Genomic DNA, 17,919 nt, shown 5'->3' with positions numbered 1-17,919 from the left:
AAGTTGATAGCTTACGCAAATGATAATCAAAGGACAAATAGTTGATGTTAAAAACCGACGCATTTTCAAAGGTGAAATTGAAGTTGAGAATGGTAAGATAAAATCTGTTGTAGAGAAAGAACATGATGTTGAACAGTTTATAATGCCTGGCTTTGTTGATGCACATATTCATATTGAAAGCTCAATGTTGGTGCCAAGTGAGTTTGCGCAACTTGCAGTAAACCATGGTACTGTAGCAACAGTTTCCGATCCTCATGAAATTGCTAATGTGCTTGGTGTTGAAGGTGTGGAGTTTATGATTGAAAATGGAAAGCAAACACCTTTTAAGTTTAATTTTGGAGCACCATCATGTGTGCCAGCTACAGCGTTTGAATCGGCTGGCGCTATTATAGATTCGTCAGGGATTAAATATTTATTGTCAAATCCAGATATCAAATATCTCGCCGAGATGATGAACTATCCTGGCGTATTGTTTGATGATGAAGAGGTCTTGCAAAAAATAGCTTGGGCAAAGCATTTTAATAAACCTGTAGATGGTCATGCACCAGGAGTTCTTGGTGATGATATTACCAAATATATTGGTGCTGGAATCTCAACAGATCATGAATGCTTTACCTATGAGGAAGGTTTGGAAAAACTTCAAAAGGGAATGAAAGTGTTGATTCGTGAAGGTAGTGCAGCCAAAAATTTTGAGGCACTCATCGACTTGTTGCCTGAATACTATAATGACATCATGTTCTGTAGCGATGATAAACATCCTGATGATCTTATACTTGGTCATATCAATAGTTTATGTGCAAGGGCTGTAGCAAATGATATTGATGTGTTTAAGGTTTTACAAGCAGCTTGTGTGAATCCTGTTGAGCATTATAATTTAGATGTTGGATTGCTTCAGGAAGGTGATTTCGCCGATTTTATTGTGGTCAAGGATTTGAAAGACTTTGAAGTAATTCTAACTTATATCAATGGAAATTTGGTAAGCGAAAATGGACAATCCAACATACAATCAGTGGGATTTAAGAACTTGAATAATTTCAAGGCAACGAAAAAAACGGCTTCCGATTTTAAAGTTTATTCAGATGCAAAAGAAATACGTGTTATAGAAGCACTTAACGGACAATTGGTTACCAATGAGCACATAGAACAAGTGACTTTGGATACAGGGAATCTAGTTTCAAATGCCAAATCTGATGTTTTGAAAATAGCTGTCGTGAATCGTTATAAAGATGAAAAACCAGCTATTGCTTTTATCAAGAATTTCGGACTTAAAGAAGGTGCTATTGCGTCTTCGGTAGCGCATGATTCCCATAATATTATTGCTGTTGGCGTTTCTGATGAGATGATTAGTAAGGCTGTTAACGAAATTATTGAACATAAAGGCGGAATCACTGCTGTTACCGCATCAGAAGCCAATACTGTTCCTTTGCCAGTGGCTGGTATCATGAGCGATCAAGATGGTGAAACCGTTGGTAAGGCTTATGCCAGCTTAGATAAAAAAGCAAAGCAAATGGGAAGTTCACTTGACGCACCTTACATGACCTTGTCATTTATGGCATTGTTGGTGATCCCATCTTTAAAGTTGAGTGACAAAGGCCTGTTTAACGGAACGTCTTTTGAATTCACGAACCTAAAGTATAGCTAATGCCAATCGTTGAATCGACTTATAAGCCGCCTTTTCAGTTTAAAAATGGATTTGTAGCCACTGTGTATTCGGGTTTATTTCGAAAAGTGAAAGGCGTGGAACAAAATCGAGAGCGTATTGAGACTCGTGATGGTGATTTTTTGGATTTGGATTGGAGCTATGCCACCAGTAAATCAGATGCAGTCATCATTTTATTACATGGCTTGGAAGGACATGCGCAGCGACCATACATAACAGGAACTGCTAAATTGTTTAATACAAATGAGATTGATGCTGTAGCTGTGAATTTTAGAGGCTGCAGTGGTGAGGGTAATCGTTTCTACCATAGCTACCATTCTGGAGCAACTGATGATTTGGATGATGTAGTACAGCATTGTGTTCAAAAAGGCTATTCAAAAATTTATATCAAAGGCATCAGTTTAGGTGGAAATATTACCTTAAAATATTTGGGAGAGGACCGAGAAATTCCATCAGAAATCAAATCGGCAATCGCGATATCTGTACCAGTTCATTTGAATGGGTCTTCAAAGGAACTTCATAAATTAAAGAACAAGGCCTTTGCGATTAGATTCAAAAAACACTTGGTTGACAAACTAAAAGTTAAAATATCTCAATTTCCTGATAGTATTAGTGTTGCAGAAATCAATTCAATTAAAACTTTAAAAGATTTTGACGAGGTTTACACGGCTAAAGCTCACGGATTTAAGGATGCATTAGACTATTATGAGCAATCGAGTAGTCTTCAGTTTTTAAAGAATATCTACGTACCAACACTTCTTATCAATGCGCTTAATGATTCTTTTTTGTCACCAGAATGTTTTCCTGTAAAAGAAGCCAAACACAATCCGAATCTCTATTTGGAAATGCCGAAATTTGGGGGTCATGTTGGGTTTATTCAAAAGGGAAAATTTTACTACAATGAGCAACGAGCTTTGAAATTCGTAATTGGATTATAGATAGTAATTTTGCAGCTTTTGAATTTGTAAATAGTCTATGAACGAAAAAATTTATAAAAAACTAAGCGCTATTAGACTATTAGGAAACCCTTCAACTATAATATTCCAGGCTTTAGGCAATACAAAGTACACAAAGAGCGTAACAATAATGATGGAAATCACATTCATTACAATGCCTTTGCCAACCATATCCGGAATTCGCAGATAGCCAGAACCAAAGACCACAGCGTTAGGAGGTGTAGCGACAGGTAGCATAAATGCACAAGAAGCTGCAACGGCTGCACCTACCATCAACACAAATGGATGTATGTCAACCGTTAATGCCATTGGTGCCAATACGGGCAACAACATGGCTGTGGTGGCTAAGTTAGAGGTGATTTCTGTTAAGAAGTTAATGGCAGCTACTAGTAAAAAGATCAAAAGTATTGTGGTAACACCTTGTAAAGTGGTCATTTGATTGCCAATCCATAATGCCAATCCGCTAATTTCAAAACCTATTGCCAAAGCCATGCCACCACCAAATAACAAAATAATACCCCAAGGCAATTTTGTGGCTTCTTCCCAATTGATAAGTCGTTCTTTTTTGTTTTTTGAAGGAACTAGAAATAATAAAACAGCAAAGAAAACTGCGATTATGGTGTCATCTAATGACGGAAATATACTTTGTAAGATGAACGAACGTGTAATCCAACAAAAAGCTGTTAGAGCGAAAATAAAGGCCACCAGTTTTTCTTCATAGCTGATGTTGCCCAAGTCTTTTAATAAACGTTTAATTTCTTGCCGTCCACCTGGGAATTCCTTTTGTTTGAAAGTAAATGCAAAACGCGTCAAGTATTGCCAACATATGATAAGAAGTATGACCGATATTGGAAATCCAAAAATAAACCATTCTAAAAAGGTAATCTCATAATTATAAATATCTGAAACGACTCCAGCCAATACTAAATTAGGAGGTGTGCCAATAAGGGTTCCAATGCCTCCAATAGAAGCACTATAAGCAATAGCTAGCATAAGTGCTTTCCCAAAGATGAGATTTTCATCTTCTTCGGTTTCTGGATTATCCTTGAGTTGCTTGATGATAGCAATGCCAATTGGTAGCATCATCACAGAAGTAGCCGTATTTGAAATCCACATGGATAAAAATGCCGTAGCAACCATAAAACCTAAAATGATCTTTCTCACATCACTTCCTATGATGTTAATGATGTTCAAGGCTATTCGCTTGTGAAGTTTCCATTTTTCAATCGCTATAGCAATGATAAAACCGCCTAAATATAAGAACACGTATTTATGACCGAAAGCGCTTGTAGTTGTCGACAAATCCAAGCCGCCAGACAAGGGAAATAGAACGATAGGTAAGAGTGCAGTGACTGCAATTGGAATACATTCAGTAATCCACCAAACAGCAATCCAAATCGTGCTTGCTAAAACTGCATTGGCTTGAGTTGACAAGCCTTCGGGTTTAAAAAAAAGAAGTATCAAAATAAACAATAATGGACCTAAAACTAATCCGATACGTTTTGTAATGCTCATGTTTTATGCAATCTAAAAGTCTTGCTAATGTAATGAAATTACAGACTTATTGATTTATATGCTTCCGTAGAAATCAAACTATTAGAATATTTTCTATATTTGAGTAAATATTCTATGTATGTTAAAAAAGGTTTATGGCAGTGCTGTCTTTGGCGTAGAAGCTACTACGATTACTGTGGAGGTCAATGTCGATTCTGGAATTGGCTATCATTTGGTAGGTTTGCCAGACAATGCTATTAAGGAAAGCAATTATAGAATTGCTGCAGCACTTCAAAACAATGGTTATAAGATTCCTGGAAAAAAAATCATCATTAATATGTCTCCTGCCGATTTAAGGAAGGAAGGTTCTGCTTACGATGTAACCTTGGCTGTTGGTATTTTGGTCGCTACAAACCAAATTCAAGCTGAAAATTTAGAGGACTATTTGATAATGGGTGAATTGTCTTTAGATGGAGATCTTCAGCCTATAAAAGGCGCTTTGCCTATTGCTGTGAAAGCAAAAGAGGAAGGCTTCAAAGGCTTTATTCTTCCGAAGCAAAACGCCAATGAGGCAGCTATTGTTGATGGTCTCAAAGTTTATGGAGTAGAGAACATAAAAGAAGTCATTGAATATTTTGATAAAGGGATAGATATTCCACAGACCATAATCAATACCAAAGAAGAATTCTATAAAAACCTTGAGGTTCCTGAGTTTGATTTTAGCGATGTCAAAGGCCAGGAGAGCATTAAACGATGCATGGAGATAGCGGCAGCTGGCGGACATAATATCATCTTGATTGGTCCTCCAGGCGCAGGAAAAACCATGTTGGCAAAGCGATTGCCGAGTATTTTGCCTCCAATGACTTTGGATGAAGCCTTAGAAACCACAAAAATACATTCGGTTGTTGGTCGAGTGAAAGCACATGCTGGACTTATGTCACAACGTCCATTTCGAAGTCCTCATCATACAATTTCTAATGTCGCTTTGGTTGGTGGAGGAAGTTATCCGCAGCCAGGAGAAATCTCTTTATCGCATAATGGCGTTCTGTTTCTAGACGAATTGCCAGAATTTAAAAGAGAGGTTTTGGAAGTGATGCGCCAACCTTTGGAAGATCGAGAGGTAACGATTTCCAGAGCTAAATTCACTGTCACGTATCCGTCATCATTCATGTTGGTGGCAAGTATGAATCCGAGTCCAGGAGGTTATTTCAATGATCCCAATGCACCTGTAACATCCTCTCCAGCTGAAATGCAACGGTATCTCAGCAAGATTTCTGGTCCGTTGTTAGATCGTATAGATATTCATGTTGAGGTCACGCCTGTGCCTTTTGATAAGCTATCAGATGATAGAAGAGGAGAGTCATCTGTTGAGATAAGAAAACGTGTTACTGCTGCTAGAGATATTCAGACACAAAGATTCGAAGAATCTAAAAATGTGCATTACAATGCCCAAATGAATACGAAGTATATAAGGAAGCATTGTAAACTTGACAAAGGCTCGATGGAGTTGCTCAAACACGCTATGGAGCATTTAAATTTATCGGCAAGAGCCTATGATAGAATTTTAAAAGTCTCGAGAACCATTGCAGATTTAGAAGGTGCAGAGCAAATTAATGGAACACACATTTCTGAAGCAATTCAATATCGAAGTATGGATCGGGAAGGTTGGTTAGGGTGATTAGTTGTTCTTTATAAAATAATTAGTATCTCCATCTAAACGGTTCCATGTCATGTCATCGACAGATAATGAATACGGAACACTAGCTAATTCCTGTTGATCGTTCTCTTCAAACTGCATGATGGTGCCGAGTCTAGTTAAGTACATGTATCTATTTTCAGAAATTGGCAAAAGTTCTACCTTAGGCAAATCAATATTCTCACCTTTTCGCTTGTAATAGAATTTATCGTTTTCAATCCAAAATTTTCTTGGACCGTAAGTGCCTTCAAAAGACTTGTGCTGCGCTAATAAATGTTCTTTGTCGTTGTTGCTTACATAGGTAATGTGCGCAAGGATGTTGTTGATGTATTCATGGTTTGGATTTTCCTTCAAGGCAATTTCATAATAGTGCTTAGCGGTATTGTAGTCGCCTTTATCAAATGCCTCTTCGGCTTTAGTTATATGGCTATCTATTTTCCACAACCAGCCGGTGTTTTTTCCATTCCAATAGTAAACATCGCTCTTGATACCTATAGGTTTTCCAAGAGTATCTTTTACTAATTGAAGTAACCATGTTTGATCGCCTACATATCCACCTCCAATAGTGTTTGGTCCAACAGGAATCATGCGTTGCATGCGTTGGTGGGAAACGTATCGAATAAGTCGATTGTCTTCAAGCCAGAATTCCGTAACTTGTTCGTTTGTGTTGGAGATGTACTTTCCTTCAAACTGTTTAAGGTTTTCTATTTTTGGAGTATTGTTTTTGAGGCGTTTAATAATAGTGTCATAAACCTGAAGCCTGTCATTTCTGTAGTTTCCAAATTTCAATTCCTCTAATATTTTTTCGGCTTCTCGAATCTTGCCAGTTAAAATAAGAGGAGCTAACTTCAACTTCTTTATTTCGGGACTAATGACCTCATAAGGCTTTAAAGCTTTGAGTAGCTCTTCTTCGTCACCGTTAACTAAAGTTGCTATGGCTAAATTCATTCCGTTTTCAGCTTTTGGGTCTTTTTCAAACAGTTCTTCCGATTTTTTCAAATAAGACTCAATTTGTTTCGTGTCTCCATAAATTGAAAATAAAACACGATTGTAAAAATCGTTGCTAGGATCTACTTCTAGTTGTAGATTGACTTGTTTTTCGGCTTCTTTGTAGTTATTGTACGCTAAATTTCGTTGAATAAAAACCTCTAATTGTTTTTGGAGAGGCAGTTTGTTTTTTAGAGCAAAAGCTTTATCAATGATATCTTGAGTTTCTAGCTTTCCGTGGTTGTAAAGGCTTTTTCGTTTGGCGTTCTCCAAATAAGCAAGTGCAAAATTCTTATCAATTTCGTATGCCTTGCTGTAATTTCCATTGACAAATGCTTCTAGTGCTGGTAATGAATTGCTCATAAATTCATTAATTGGCAAATCAATATAGTTCAAGCCATTTTGTTCAACAAAACCTGCTTCAGAGGTTATAAAGACACTGATTTCATCTAACAGAGGTAACACGTTGGCGCCTCTAAAAGTTTTTTCTGTTAGAATTTTGCCATTACTGGCTTTTCTGATATAGGTAGTGATTTCGAATCCATCGTTAGTTTTTTTATACCTGCCATCAATGTAAAAATCATAAAACAAAGATGCTTCTCTAATTTTATCAGTGGTAGAAGTAAGTCGCATAAAGTCCGGACTTAAATTTTTGTTTTGCAGCAAGTCTTCCATTAGGATTCTACCAATACCATACTGCATCCAGCTTGTCGTACTGTCTTTAACTTCTTGCTTAAAATCAAAAATTGGAAATCCAACCCTGAACTCTTCCTTGGTAATCGTCTTGGTTTCTACTTCGCCATCAGAATTTTCAAAGGTGATATTTTTAGTAGTGGCTCCAAGATCGCTGTTTCCAAACCCGAAATAAAGCACTAATGCCAGCAAAATAATATTTAGAGGAAAAATAATTTTTTCCCTTAGATAAAGAATTCTCTTGTTGATACGCTCTTGGTTGTGTAAGTAAATGAGTAACGATGGAATAATTCCAACGAAAAACCATAGCAGCACATCAACCCAATAAGGTGAGATGTTGTAGCGATTAAGAATCCAATCAATAAACTGTAAAAACGTCCATGCAGCTACCAAATAGGCTGCCAGAAACTGTAAGGTTCTGAACCATTTTTTCTTTTTCATTGAAGCTTGTCGTGTTTTAAGGCATTACAAACGTATTCGAAGATAATAATATTAATGTAAACATTATAATATAATTCTAAATGCGATCTCAAAAGAAATCCCTTATATTTAAACTCGGTTGTTAATATCTTTAATTATGGTTTTGAGAAAACTTAGCTGTTTGCTTTTATTGATTGTATTCTTCTCTTGTCTCGATTCTGAGGATTCATCACAAAATAAAGAGTTGTCTGTAGAAGCGATGGAAGTTGTTCCTAGACTTAATCTAGAACAAGCAAACAAATTAGCACAATTACCTTTGGATTGTATTCAAACCGAATATCCAAATAAGCTCAATCAAGTTATTGGAGGCGATACCGATTTGAAATCGCCTCAAGAGTTGCATCCAGCGTTTTATGGTTGTTTTGACTGGCATTCGGCAGTACATGGTCATTGGAGTTTGGTGAGCTTGCTTAAGCAATTTCCACAGTTAGCGAATAGGGAAGTTGTTATTGATATGCTTATGGAGAATATGTCTGAGGAGCACATTAAAACCGAAGTTGCTTATTTTTATGGAAAGCACAATGCAACTTACGAGCGAACTTATGGTTGGGCTTGGCTTTTGAAGCTTGCTGAGGAACTTCATACTTGGGAAGATACTAATGCGGAGGTATTAGAGCAAAATCTGAAGCCTTTAACCGATTTAATTGTTGGTAAATACCTTGAGTTCCTTCCAAAGCTTAACTATCCTATCAGAGTTGGGGAACACCCAAACACGGCTTTTGGCTTGTCGTTTGCCTATGATTATGCTAAAGCAGTCGGTCATCAAGAATTGGCCTCACTTATTGAAAAGCGAGCTAAAGATTTTTATAGCAATGATAAGGGTTGTCCGTTATCTTGGGAACCTAGCGGATTTGATTTTTTGTCGCCATGCCTCGAGGAAGCAGCGTTAATGAAACGTGTGTTGGAGCAAGAGGAATTTAAAACTTGGATGTCTGACTTTTTGCCTCAGCTTAAAGATACATCTTTTGAAATTCAGGTTGGTAAGGTTTCCGATAGAACTGATGGAAAGCTTGTGCACTTGGATGGTGTGAATTTTTCTAGAGCCTGGAGTTTGAATAAAATCGCTGAAGATTTACCTCAATACAGTCACTTAAAGAACCTGGCAAATAAGCATATCAATTATTCATTACCTAATATTGTTGGCGATAGTTATGAAGGAGGTCACTGGCTGGGAAGTTTTGCCATTTTTGCTTTAAACTCTGTTAGTCGTGATTAAAAAATGGTTGTCACAAATAGGTCCAGGACCTTTGGTTGCTGCAGCGTTTATTGGACCAGGAACCGTAACGGTTTGTACTTTGGCAGGTGCTAATTTTGGATTTTCATTGCTTTGGTCTTTGGTGTTATCAGTTGTTGCGACAATTGTGCTTCAAGAAATGGCAGCTCGTTTAGGAATCGTGACCCAAAAAGGATTATCTGAAGTCATTCGTTCAGAAATACGTCACCCAATATTTAAATGGCTGTCATTAGTTCTTGTTTTGTCAGCTATTATTATTGGAAATGCTGCTTATGAAGCAGGAAATATCAGTGGAGGAATTTTGGGTCTGGAGACCATTTTTGGAACTCAGAATTTGCATTATGGAAATCGATCGTTCAACCTTTTAAGTGTTGTCATCGGACTTATAGCTTTTGTCATATTATACATTGGAAATTATAAAATATTGGAAAGGACATTAATTGCAATGGTTGTTGTGATGAGTTTAGCTTTTGTGGTTACCGCTTTTTTGACCAAACCAGATATATTTGGTGTTCTTAAAGGAATGTTTGTGCCAAATTTGAATGCTGAAAGCTTGTTTACTGTAATCGCATTGGTTGGTACAACAGTAGTGCCTTACAACTTGTTCTTGCATGCGGCTTTGGTAAAAGAAAAATGGAACAATACAAGTGATTTGAAATACGCTAGAAGAGATACTGTTTTCGCTGTTGTGTTGGGTGGTATTGTCTCAATGTGTATTGTAATCTCCTCTTCGGCAATAAATTCAATTGAAATTCAAAGTGTAGGCGATTTGGCCAAAGGTTTAACGCCTTTATTTGGGCGTTTTGCTACTTATGTGCTCTCTGTGGGATTGTTTGCTGCTGGAATCACCAGTGCTATTACAGCACCTTTAGCTGCTGCTTATGTAGCTTCGGGTTGTTTGGGATGGACATCCGATTTGAAATCAAGGCGATTTCGCATGGTGTGGATGTTCATATTAGGTTTAGGCGTTTTGTTTTCTTCTGTAGGATTTAAATCCATTGAAATCATAAAGTTTGCGCAAGTGGCTAATGGACTTCTATTGCCTGTTATAGCGGGATTTTTATTATGGATTATGAATAGAACTTCGGTTTTGGGTAAATTTAAGAATGGTGTCTTTCAAAATAGTATTGGTTTGGTTATTCTCGGAATAGCGGCCTTCTTAGGTATAAAAAGTATACTGACTGTTTTTAATGTGTTCTGATGAATAGAAAACGAATTGATATTAACTGCGATCTCGGTGAAGGTTTAGGTAATGAAGCGCAGCTCATGCGTTATTTGTCCTCATGCAATGTGGCTTGTGGAGGTCATGCAGGAGATTTAAAGACGATGAAAACTGTTGTAGACTTGGCTAAGCGTTATGGAGTTAAAGTAGGCGCGCATCCTTCTTTTCCAGATAAGTCCAATTTCGGAAGGGTGGAAATAGACATGTCTCCTTCGGAATTAAGTGCTAGCTTAATGTCGCAAATAGAATCTTTAAGAAAAGTGCTTTTTGATTTTAATTTAAACATGCATCATGTAAAACCACATGGCGCACTTTATAATAAAGCTGTAAATGATGTTGAAACAGCTGAAATTATAGTTGATGTGATAAAATCTTTTGATTCTAGATTGGTATTATATGCGCCTTACAGATCTGTGATTTCTGATGTTGCATTAAATAACAACGTTCAGGTGTTTTTTGAAGGATTTGCAGATCGGAATTACAATGAAGATTTAAGTTTGGTGTCTCGTCAAGACTCAGATGCCATTATTTCGGACTCAGAATCTATTTTTAAACACGTTTTTGAGATGGTTCAAATGGGATTTGTTAGGACAAAAAATGGAGTAGAGAAGCCTATCAAAGTAGATACAATTTGCATGCATGGAGATCACAAAAATGCTGTAGAAAATTTAATGTATTTAAGGCGGGAATTAGAGGTTAAAAATATTTAGATTCTTTAAGGTACTAGATGGGTTTTGAATTGACATATCAACCGTATTCTGAGCGTTCAATTTTAATAGAATGGCCACAAAAAATTGACCAAAATATACTGTTTGATATCTTAGATTTTAAAAAAACACTTCAGAATTCAAATATTAAACAAATACTTCAAATAAATAATACATATAGCTCGATATTAGTGTATTATAAATACACTATTGATAATATCTATAATGAAATATCGACCTTAAAATCACAATACGATTCAAAAATATCATCAAAATCAAATGGTATTAAGCGATGGAAAATTCCGGTGTGTTATGATGATCAATTTGCTTCTGATTTAGAGCAAATATTGATTGAAAAACAGTGTTCAAAATCTCAAATTATTAAATGGCATACCAAGCCGATTTACACGGTTTTTTTTATTGGGTTTTTGCCTGGTTTTTTATACTTGGGTGGATTGGATAAACGGTTGTATTTTCAAAGAAAAAATAAGCCAAGAATGAAAGTCGAAAAAGGAGCTGTCGGCATTGGAGATTTTCAAACAGGAATTTATCCCAATTCAAGTCCTGCAGGTTGGAATATTATCGGCAATTCACCTTTAGAATTTTTTAATATGAATGTAAATCCACCTTGTTTTGCTACTGCAGGCGATCAGGTTAAGTTTTATCCTGTGGACTTAGATCAATATTATGACATCAAGAAGAGGGTCATTTCGGGTGAATTTAAATTAGAAATGGAAATAATTCATGGTTGAGGTCTTAAAATCTGGTTTGTATGATACCATTCAAGATCTTGGACGCTTTGGTGTTCAGGAGTATGGTATTCCATTTTCTGGAGCTATGGATATGCTTTCAGCTCAAATGGCAAATAAAATAATAGGAAATAATGCTCATGATGCAGTTCTTGAAATCACATTGATAGGACCATGGCTTAAATTTCACGTCGATTCTATCATAGCGATATGTGGAGCTGATCTTAATGCTATGATAAATGGAATTGGCATCAAATTGAATACTCAAGTAGTTGTGAAGAATGGTGATACCCTTTCTTTCGGAAAGCAGCAAAAAGGATGTAGAACTTATTTGGCTGTTAAAAATGGATTTCAGACAGAAATGGTTATGAATAGTCGAAGTATGTATAAAGATGTTACTCCAACTAGTACTGTCAAAAAGAATGATGTGCTCCCAATTCAGGCGTTTGAGAACAAGACTGGCTTGACAAACTCATCTATCAAGATAAAAGCTATTCATTTTGATTCTGAAATCATTGAAGGCTACAGAGGACAAGAATTTTCTAGACTTTCAGAAACCGAACAAAATTCTTTTTTGAATACTGATTACAGCATATCAAAAGATAGTAATAGAATGGCCTATCAATTTGAGCAACGTATTAGCAACACAATAACACCAATTATTACATCTGCGGTGTTGCCAGGAACAATTCAGTTGACACCATCTGGCCAGCTTATGGTTTTGATGCGTGATTGTCAAACCACTGGAGGCTATCCAAGGATTTTTCAGCTTACGGAAGAATCGATTAATAAGTTGTCCCAAAAGACTGTAGGTCAGAAAATAAGGTTTAAATGTAAAGATTGGTAAGAAAAGACTTAAAAATTTAACTTGTTTTTAGTTTTATGTAAAGAATTTCAATATTTTAGAGCTACTATTAATTAAACTAACCGGTTATGAAAAAACTAGTATTACTTATTTTGGGATTTATTTTAGGTGCCTTGGCCATGTATTTTTATTGTCAAAAGGAAACACCTATTGAAATGTTACCGCCTCCACCAAAAGGAATGATTACACCTGCAGAAGCAACAGTTTTGGATAAAGCTTATAATGAGCGTTATCAATTAATTAGTGATTCTATTGTGACTCGAAAAGGAGGTGATAATCGCTCTTCATGGTATGCATTGGAGGACGTGCAGGATTTTCTTCAAATTGCACAATCTCAAGCAAAAGATTTAGGGTATACCATGAATGGGGTCAGAATTTATTTAGGAGCAAAACCAACTGATAGCCAAGGAGCGGGTTATACCACAGTGTTTATGATGCCTACTGGTTATTTGAATACTTCAGAGGGAAATATGTTTAATTTTATGTTCCAAGGAGGTAAAAATGATATTCCTGGAGGTAATGGATTAGATAATGGTGAAGATGGAGATCCGCCTGGAGCAAATTACCCTCAATAGATGAATTTTGAATGAGTTTTTGTATGAGAATAGATCGCTTATAGCCAAGTCTTTTGAGCTTTTGGCAGCTATTTCAGCGTCAATATATCTTAAAAGGACCAAAAATGAAAAGCTCAGAATATTTGTTTATTACTTATGGTTCACGTTCATAATCGAAACCATAGGTGCTTATAAGCATTTCCTGCAATACAATTATGATTTCGATTGGTTTATAGCATGGAAGAACAGCGTGTTATGCCAAAATATTTGGCTTTATAACATTTATGATTTATTGACTATTGGGCTTTTAGGTGTCTTTTATTCTGATTTAATTAGCAATAAGGTATCAAAACTCGTTATTAGGTTAGTGGTAATCCTATATACAGCATTCACTGTTTTTTACTACTTATTTACAGATGCTTTCTTTGTTAATGGGTTGCCTTATGATCGTATATTGGCCTCAGTAATCACATGTATTTATGTGTTATTGTATTTTAAGGAGTTAATGAGTAGTGATTTTATACTTCAGTATTACAAATTACCATCTTTTTATATAAGCATAGCTTTGTTATTATGGCAATTATGCGCAACACCTTTGTTTATTTATAGTGAATATTTCACACCCTTTAATACAGAATTTGTAAATTTCAGATCATTAGCTTTATTGTATATTAACATATTTACCTATTCATGCATTGCCTTCGGTTTTTGGTACTCGCTCAAGAGGCACAAACAATAGACAAGGAAGAGGTGGCTTTAATTGGCTACGTTATCTTTGCTATGTTGTTACTGTCTGTTATGATCATCTTGTTTTTTGTGACGTTTCAAAAGCGAAAGCATAAGTTATTGCTTGAACAAATAGAACAGCAGAAGCAATTTGATGAGGAAATCTCAAGAACGCAATCTGAAATACAAGAACAAACCTTAAAACATATCGGACGTGAATTACACGATAATGTCGGACAACTGTTAGCGTACGCCAGTATGCAACTCAACATGCTGACTTCTAAAGTTCCTGAGGATTTAAAGGAAAAAGTTGATGATACTTCAAGTATTGTCAAAGATAGTTTGAAAGAAGTGCGTGCGCTTTCAAAATCTCTAAACAATGATGTGATTTTGAATATGGGACTCGAAGATGCCATCACCAATGAATTGGAGCGATTAAAACGAATGAAGTTTTCTTCAGCCGAACTTGTTATCGAAGGGAATCCCTTTACACTCAAAAATGAAAAACATGTCTTGATACTTTACAGAATTCTACAAGAGTTTTTCTCGAATTCAGTCAAATATTCTGAAGCTGAAAACTTAAGAGTAATATTAAAATATCAACCCAATAATTTGCTTATTTCCGCTTCAGATGATGGTAAAGGGTTTGATGTGTCCACAGTACAAAAAGGTTCAGGATTAATTAATATGGAAAGTAGGGCAGAACTCATTGGTGCCGATTTCAAGCTTACTTCTGAAGAGGAAAAAGGCACCGTTTTAAATATCGAATATCCAATCTCCTAACTAACTTTCCATACAGGCATTCCAAATAGGGTCTTCAGCTGGATCAGCTTCAATATCAATTGGTTCTTTGGAAACAGGATGTATGAACTCTAAACGTCTTGCGTGTAGATGAATACTGGCATCTGGATTGCTTCTGTCAAAACCGTATTTCAAATCACCTTTTATAGGAGAACCAATACTTGCCAACTGACATCTAATTTGATGATGTCTTCCGGTTTCTAGATTGATTTCCAAAAGTGTGTAGTTATCAAGGGCTTTTATAGTTTTGTAATGTAAAATTCCCTTTTTACTGCCCTTAATCTCATCTGAATACGCTGTAGATTTGTTGTTCTTCGGATTTTTCTTTAGCCAATGCTTCAAAGTTCCATTTAGAGGTTCAGGAGCTTTTTTAACGACAGCCCAATAGGTTTTATTTGCTTTTTTTTCTGAAAATAATTTGTTGAGTCTAGGTAAAGCTTTACTTGTTTTTGAAAACAGAACAATTCCTGTGGTTGGACGATCCAATCGATGTACAACACCTAAATAGACATTTCCAGGTTTATTGTATTTTTCCTTTAGATAAGACTTTACAACATCACTTAGTGGTTTGTCGCCAGTTTTATCACCTTGCACAATGTCTCCAGCTCTTTTGTTGACAACAATGATGTGATTGTCTTCGTAAAGTACTTGAAGGTTCGTCTTGTTGGAAAGGACTTTATCTTTAGACAAGTTTAGAAGTCTTGATTAGTATTGCTCTTTTTCGTTCGGAAAGTCAACCGATTTCACATCGTCGACATATTGACCTATAGCCTTGGTCATGTCTTCGTAAAGATTCATATAGCGTCTTAGAAACCTTGGGTTGAATTCATGTGTCATTCCAATCATGTCATGAAGTACCAAAACTTGTCCATCAACGCCTGATCCAGCACCAATACCTATTACAGGAATTGAAATACTTTCTGCGACTTCTTGGGCCAGTTTGGCAGGAATTTTTTCTAAAACCAATGCAAAACAGCCACAACGTTCTAGCATTTTTGCGTCTTCTTTTAAACGTTGTGCTTCCTCCTCTTCTTTAGCTCTTACAGTATACGTTCCAAATTTGTAAATAGATTGTGGTGTCAAGCCTAAATGTCCCATTACTGGAATTCCAGCATTCAATATGCGTTTTATAGATTCTTTGACTTCTTTTCCGCCTTCCATTTTAACGGCATGACCTCCAGATTCCTTCATGATTCTAATGGCTGAACGTAAAGCTTCCTTAGGATCACTTTGGTAACTTCCAAAAGGTAAATCAACCACAACCAAAGCTCTATCAATTGCTCTTACCACAGAAGAAGCATGATAAATCATTTGATCTAAGGTGATAGGTAAAGTAGTTTCGTGTCCTGCCATGACATTACTCGCAGAATCACCAACCAAGATGACATCAACACCAGCTTCATCAACAATTTTAGCCATGGTGTAATCATAGGCCGTAAGCATGGATATCTTTTCCTGATTCTGTTTCATTTCCACAAGGGATTTCACGGTAACGCGTTTATAACTTTTCTTTGCGGTGGACATAATTTCAGTTGTTTTAATAGAGTGTAAAAATAGGAATATTATATGATAAGAACGACTAACAGTCGGTTAAATGAACACCTACAGCCAAACCACCTTCAGAGGTTTCTTTGTATTTGGTATTCATGTCTTTGGCAGTTTCCCACATGGTGTTCACAACCTTATCTAACGGAACTTTTACATTGTTATGATCGGTATCTAAAGCTAATTCACAAGCATTAATAGCCTTTATGGCTCCCATGGCATTGCGTTCAATACAAGGCACTTGAACGAGTCCGCCAATTGGATCACAGGTCAATCCTAAATGATGTTCCATAGCAATTTCTGCAGCAATTAAAACTTGTTCAGGTGTGCCACCTGACAATTCACATAAAGCAGCAGCTGCCATAGCGGAAGAAACACCAATTTCAGCTTGACATCCACCCATTGCAGCACTTATGGTAGCGCCTTTTTTGAAAATACTACCAATTTCACCAGCAACCAATAAAAAACGCTTGATATCTTCAAAGTTGCCATCGTGGTTTTCAATGACTAAATAATACATGAGTACCGCAGGAATCACACCAGCACTTCCATTCGTAGGAGCTGTGACCACTCGACCTAATGATGCATTAACTTCATTGACCGCTAAAGCAAAACAACTGACCCACTTTAATATTTGTCTAAATTTAACTTCAGTATCTCTTATGGAATGTAGCCACTCCACAGGTGTATCATAGGGTTTTTCTCCTTTCAGACTTTGATACATATCATAAGCTCTACGCCTTACTTTAAGTCCGCCAGGTAAAGTGCCTTCCGTGTGGCAACCAACATACATACACTCCAGCATGGTGTCCCAGATACGTTTCAGTTCGGCATCAATCGTTGCTTCATCGCGAATGGATTTTTCATTTTCCAAGACAACTCCTGAGATGGGTAGGTTTAGTTGATGACAAAACTTGAGCAGTTCTTCGCCATAAGAGATCGGATAAGGAAACGTACAGTAAAAAATGATTTTATTCGCTTTCGAAACTTTGCGTTCTTCTTGAACTACAAAACCACCACCAATAGAGTAGTAGGTAGATCTATGTCGTCTTCCATTGATATGAGCTGAAAAGGTCAACGCATTGGCATGAAATGGTAAAAATTTTTTATTGAAAATGATATCGGATTGCACATTAAAGTCTAATGGCTTTTCATTATTAAAAGCTAAGATGTTAGTGTTTTTAATGGCATTGATAATGACATCTATGGTATCAACAGGAATCGTCTCAGGATTCGCTCCACTTAAACCTAAAAGTACCGCGTAGTCTGTAGCATGACCTTTTCCTGTTAGGGAAAGGGAGCCATAAAGATCAACCGTGATTTTTTCGACTTTATCAAATTTGTTTTTGTCTTTAAGCTCTTTAATCCAACGTTCTGCCGCTCGCCACGGTCCCAAGGTATGTGAACTTGAAGGCCCAACACCAATTTTGAGCATGTCAAAAACTGAGATACACTCCATCTACGAAATCGTTTTAGTGTGCCAAAGATAGCGTGTTTTAAAACACAATATCATATTTTTTAAAAAACTTTAAACCGTATAATGACATCAT

Annotated in this window: 15 protein-coding genes; 10 read left to right on the top strand and 5 right to left on the bottom strand. The window is 36.5% G+C overall.

Annotated elements, in window-relative coordinates; genetic code table 11:
- Positions 1 to 19: 19 nt before the first annotated feature.
- Together ade and AB9K26_RS07455 are read left to right on the top strand one after the other, a co-directional pair.
- On the top strand, positions 20 to 1,642 hold the full coding sequence (gene ade, locus AB9K26_RS07460; protein WP_369971927.1) for an adenine deaminase: 1,623 nt from the start codon (positions 20 to 22) through the stop codon (positions 1,640 to 1,642).
- Positions 1,642 to 2,598, top strand: a complete 957-nt coding sequence (locus AB9K26_RS07455) for a YheT family hydrolase (RefSeq protein WP_369971926.1) — start codon at positions 1,642 to 1,644, stop codon at positions 2,596 to 2,598. Before ade ends, AB9K26_RS07455 begins: the two co-directional genes overlap by 1 nt.
- A 51-nt stretch (positions 2,599 to 2,649) precedes the next feature.
- Here the strand turns inward: AB9K26_RS07455 and AB9K26_RS07450 are convergent, their stop codons facing one another.
- The gene (locus tag AB9K26_RS07450; RefSeq protein WP_369971925.1) at positions 2,650 to 4,131 is read right to left on the bottom strand and encodes a DASS family sodium-coupled anion symporter; all 1,482 of its coding nucleotides are present in this window, start codon (positions 4,129 to 4,131) and stop codon (positions 2,650 to 2,652) included.
- Positions 4,132 to 4,249: 118 nt separating this feature from the next.
- Here AB9K26_RS07450 and AB9K26_RS07445 point away from each other — a divergent pair, with 118 nt between their 5' ends.
- A complete protein-coding gene (locus AB9K26_RS07445; protein ID WP_369971924.1) occupies positions 4,250 to 5,788 on the top strand; it encodes a YifB family Mg chelatase-like AAA ATPase in 1,539 nt (512 codons plus the stop codon).
- On the opposite strand, the gene AB9K26_RS07440 is transcribed toward AB9K26_RS07445, so the two are convergent.
- Complete coding sequence (locus AB9K26_RS07440; protein ID WP_369971923.1) at positions 5,789 to 7,927, bottom strand: hypothetical protein; 2,139 nt, start codon at positions 7,925 to 7,927, stop codon at positions 5,789 to 5,791.
- Positions 7,928 to 8,069: 142 nt separating this feature from the next.
- Between AB9K26_RS07440 and AB9K26_RS07435 the strand changes: the two genes are divergently transcribed.
- From AB9K26_RS07435 to AB9K26_RS07405, 7 genes are all read left to right on the top strand, one after another.
- Positions 8,070 to 9,182, top strand: a complete 1,113-nt coding sequence (locus AB9K26_RS07435) for a DUF2891 domain-containing protein (RefSeq protein ID WP_369971922.1) — start codon at positions 8,070 to 8,072, stop codon at positions 9,180 to 9,182.
- Positions 9,175 to 10,401, top strand: a complete 1,227-nt coding sequence (locus AB9K26_RS07430) for an Nramp family divalent metal transporter (protein ID WP_369971921.1) — start codon at positions 9,175 to 9,177, stop codon at positions 10,399 to 10,401. Before AB9K26_RS07435 ends, AB9K26_RS07430 begins: the two co-directional genes overlap by 8 nt.
- A complete protein-coding gene (gene pxpA, locus AB9K26_RS07425; protein WP_369971920.1) occupies positions 10,401 to 11,132 on the top strand; it encodes a 5-oxoprolinase subunit PxpA in 732 nt (243 codons plus the stop codon). Before AB9K26_RS07430 ends, pxpA begins: the two co-directional genes overlap by 1 nt.
- A gap of 17 nt (positions 11,133 to 11,149) precedes the next feature.
- Positions 11,150 to 11,881 carry a 5-oxoprolinase subunit PxpB gene (pxpB, locus tag AB9K26_RS07420; RefSeq protein WP_369971919.1) on the top strand — a complete coding sequence of 244 codons (732 nt, stop codon included), beginning with the start codon at positions 11,150 to 11,152 and terminating at the stop codon, positions 11,879 to 11,881.
- Complete coding sequence (locus AB9K26_RS07415) at positions 11,874 to 12,725, top strand: biotin-dependent carboxyltransferase family protein (RefSeq protein ID WP_369971918.1); 852 nt, start codon at positions 11,874 to 11,876, stop codon at positions 12,723 to 12,725. Before pxpB ends, AB9K26_RS07415 begins: the two co-directional genes overlap by 8 nt.
- Positions 12,726 to 12,811: 86 nt before the next feature.
- Positions 12,812 to 13,318, top strand: a complete 507-nt coding sequence (locus tag AB9K26_RS07410) for a hypothetical protein (RefSeq protein ID WP_369971917.1) — start codon at positions 12,812 to 12,814, stop codon at positions 13,316 to 13,318.
- 669 nt (positions 13,319 to 13,987) lie between these two features.
- Positions 13,988 to 14,806, top strand: a complete 819-nt coding sequence (locus AB9K26_RS07405) for a sensor histidine kinase (RefSeq protein ID WP_369971916.1) — start codon at positions 13,988 to 13,990, stop codon at positions 14,804 to 14,806.
- On the opposite strand, the gene AB9K26_RS07400 is transcribed toward AB9K26_RS07405, so the two are convergent.
- Genes AB9K26_RS07400 through AB9K26_RS07390 form a run of 3 tightly spaced genes read right to left on the bottom strand, consistent with a single transcriptional unit; the run spans position 14,807 to position 17,828 of the window.
- Entirely contained in the window at positions 14,807 to 15,514 is a 708-nt protein-coding gene (locus AB9K26_RS07400) for an RluA family pseudouridine synthase (protein WP_369971915.1), read from the bottom strand.
- A 15-nt stretch (positions 15,515 to 15,529) separates the two neighbouring features.
- Positions 15,530 to 16,348, bottom strand: a complete 819-nt coding sequence (gene panB / locus AB9K26_RS07395) for a 3-methyl-2-oxobutanoate hydroxymethyltransferase (protein WP_369971914.1) — start codon at positions 16,346 to 16,348, stop codon at positions 15,530 to 15,532.
- 55 nt (positions 16,349 to 16,403) lie between these two features.
- On the bottom strand, positions 16,404 to 17,828 hold the full coding sequence (locus AB9K26_RS07390) for an L-serine ammonia-lyase (protein WP_369971913.1): 1,425 nt from the start codon (positions 17,826 to 17,828) through the stop codon (positions 16,404 to 16,406).
- Positions 17,829 to 17,919 lie beyond the last annotated feature (91 nt).

Origin of the sequence: Psychroserpens sp. XS_ASV72, assembly GCF_041224425.1 — a bacterium.
Classification (GTDB): domain Bacteria; phylum Bacteroidota; class Bacteroidia; order Flavobacteriales; family Flavobacteriaceae; genus Psychroserpens.
The sequence above is the reverse complement of the archived record's forward strand: the minus strand, read 5'-3'. Positions and strand labels throughout refer to the sequence as shown.

Excerpts from the sequence above, each read along its gene's own strand:
- ade (WP_369971927.1), top strand. The coding sequence starts at position 20 with ATGATAATCAAAGGACAAATAGTTGATGTTAAAAACCGACGCATTTTC.
- AB9K26_RS07455 (WP_369971926.1), top strand. The coding sequence starts at position 1,642 with ATGCCAATCGTTGAATCGACTTATAAGCCGCCTTTTCAGTTTAAAAAT.
- AB9K26_RS07450 (WP_369971925.1), bottom strand. The coding sequence starts at position 4,131 with ATGAGCATTACAAAACGTATCGGATTAGTTTTAGGTCCATTATTGTTT.
- AB9K26_RS07445 (WP_369971924.1), top strand. The coding sequence starts at position 4,250 with ATGTTAAAAAAGGTTTATGGCAGTGCTGTCTTTGGCGTAGAAGCTACT.
- AB9K26_RS07440 (WP_369971923.1), bottom strand. The coding sequence starts at position 7,927 with ATGAAAAAGAAAAAATGGTTCAGAACCTTACAGTTTCTGGCAGCCTAT.
- pxpA (WP_369971920.1), top strand. The coding sequence starts at position 10,401 with ATGAATAGAAAACGAATTGATATTAACTGCGATCTCGGTGAAGGTTTA.
- pxpB (WP_369971919.1), top strand. The coding sequence starts at position 11,150 with ATGGGTTTTGAATTGACATATCAACCGTATTCTGAGCGTTCAATTTTA.
- AB9K26_RS07415 (WP_369971918.1), top strand. The coding sequence starts at position 11,874 with ATGGTTGAGGTCTTAAAATCTGGTTTGTATGATACCATTCAAGATCTT.
- AB9K26_RS07410 (WP_369971917.1), top strand. The coding sequence starts at position 12,812 with ATGAAAAAACTAGTATTACTTATTTTGGGATTTATTTTAGGTGCCTTG.
- AB9K26_RS07405 (WP_369971916.1), top strand. The coding sequence starts at position 13,988 with ATGCATTGCCTTCGGTTTTTGGTACTCGCTCAAGAGGCACAAACAATA.
- panB (WP_369971914.1), bottom strand. The coding sequence starts at position 16,348 with ATGTCCACCGCAAAGAAAAGTTATAAACGCGTTACCGTGAAATCCCTT.
- AB9K26_RS07390 (WP_369971913.1), bottom strand. The coding sequence starts at position 17,828 with ATGGAGTGTATCTCAGTTTTTGACATGCTCAAAATTGGTGTTGGGCCT.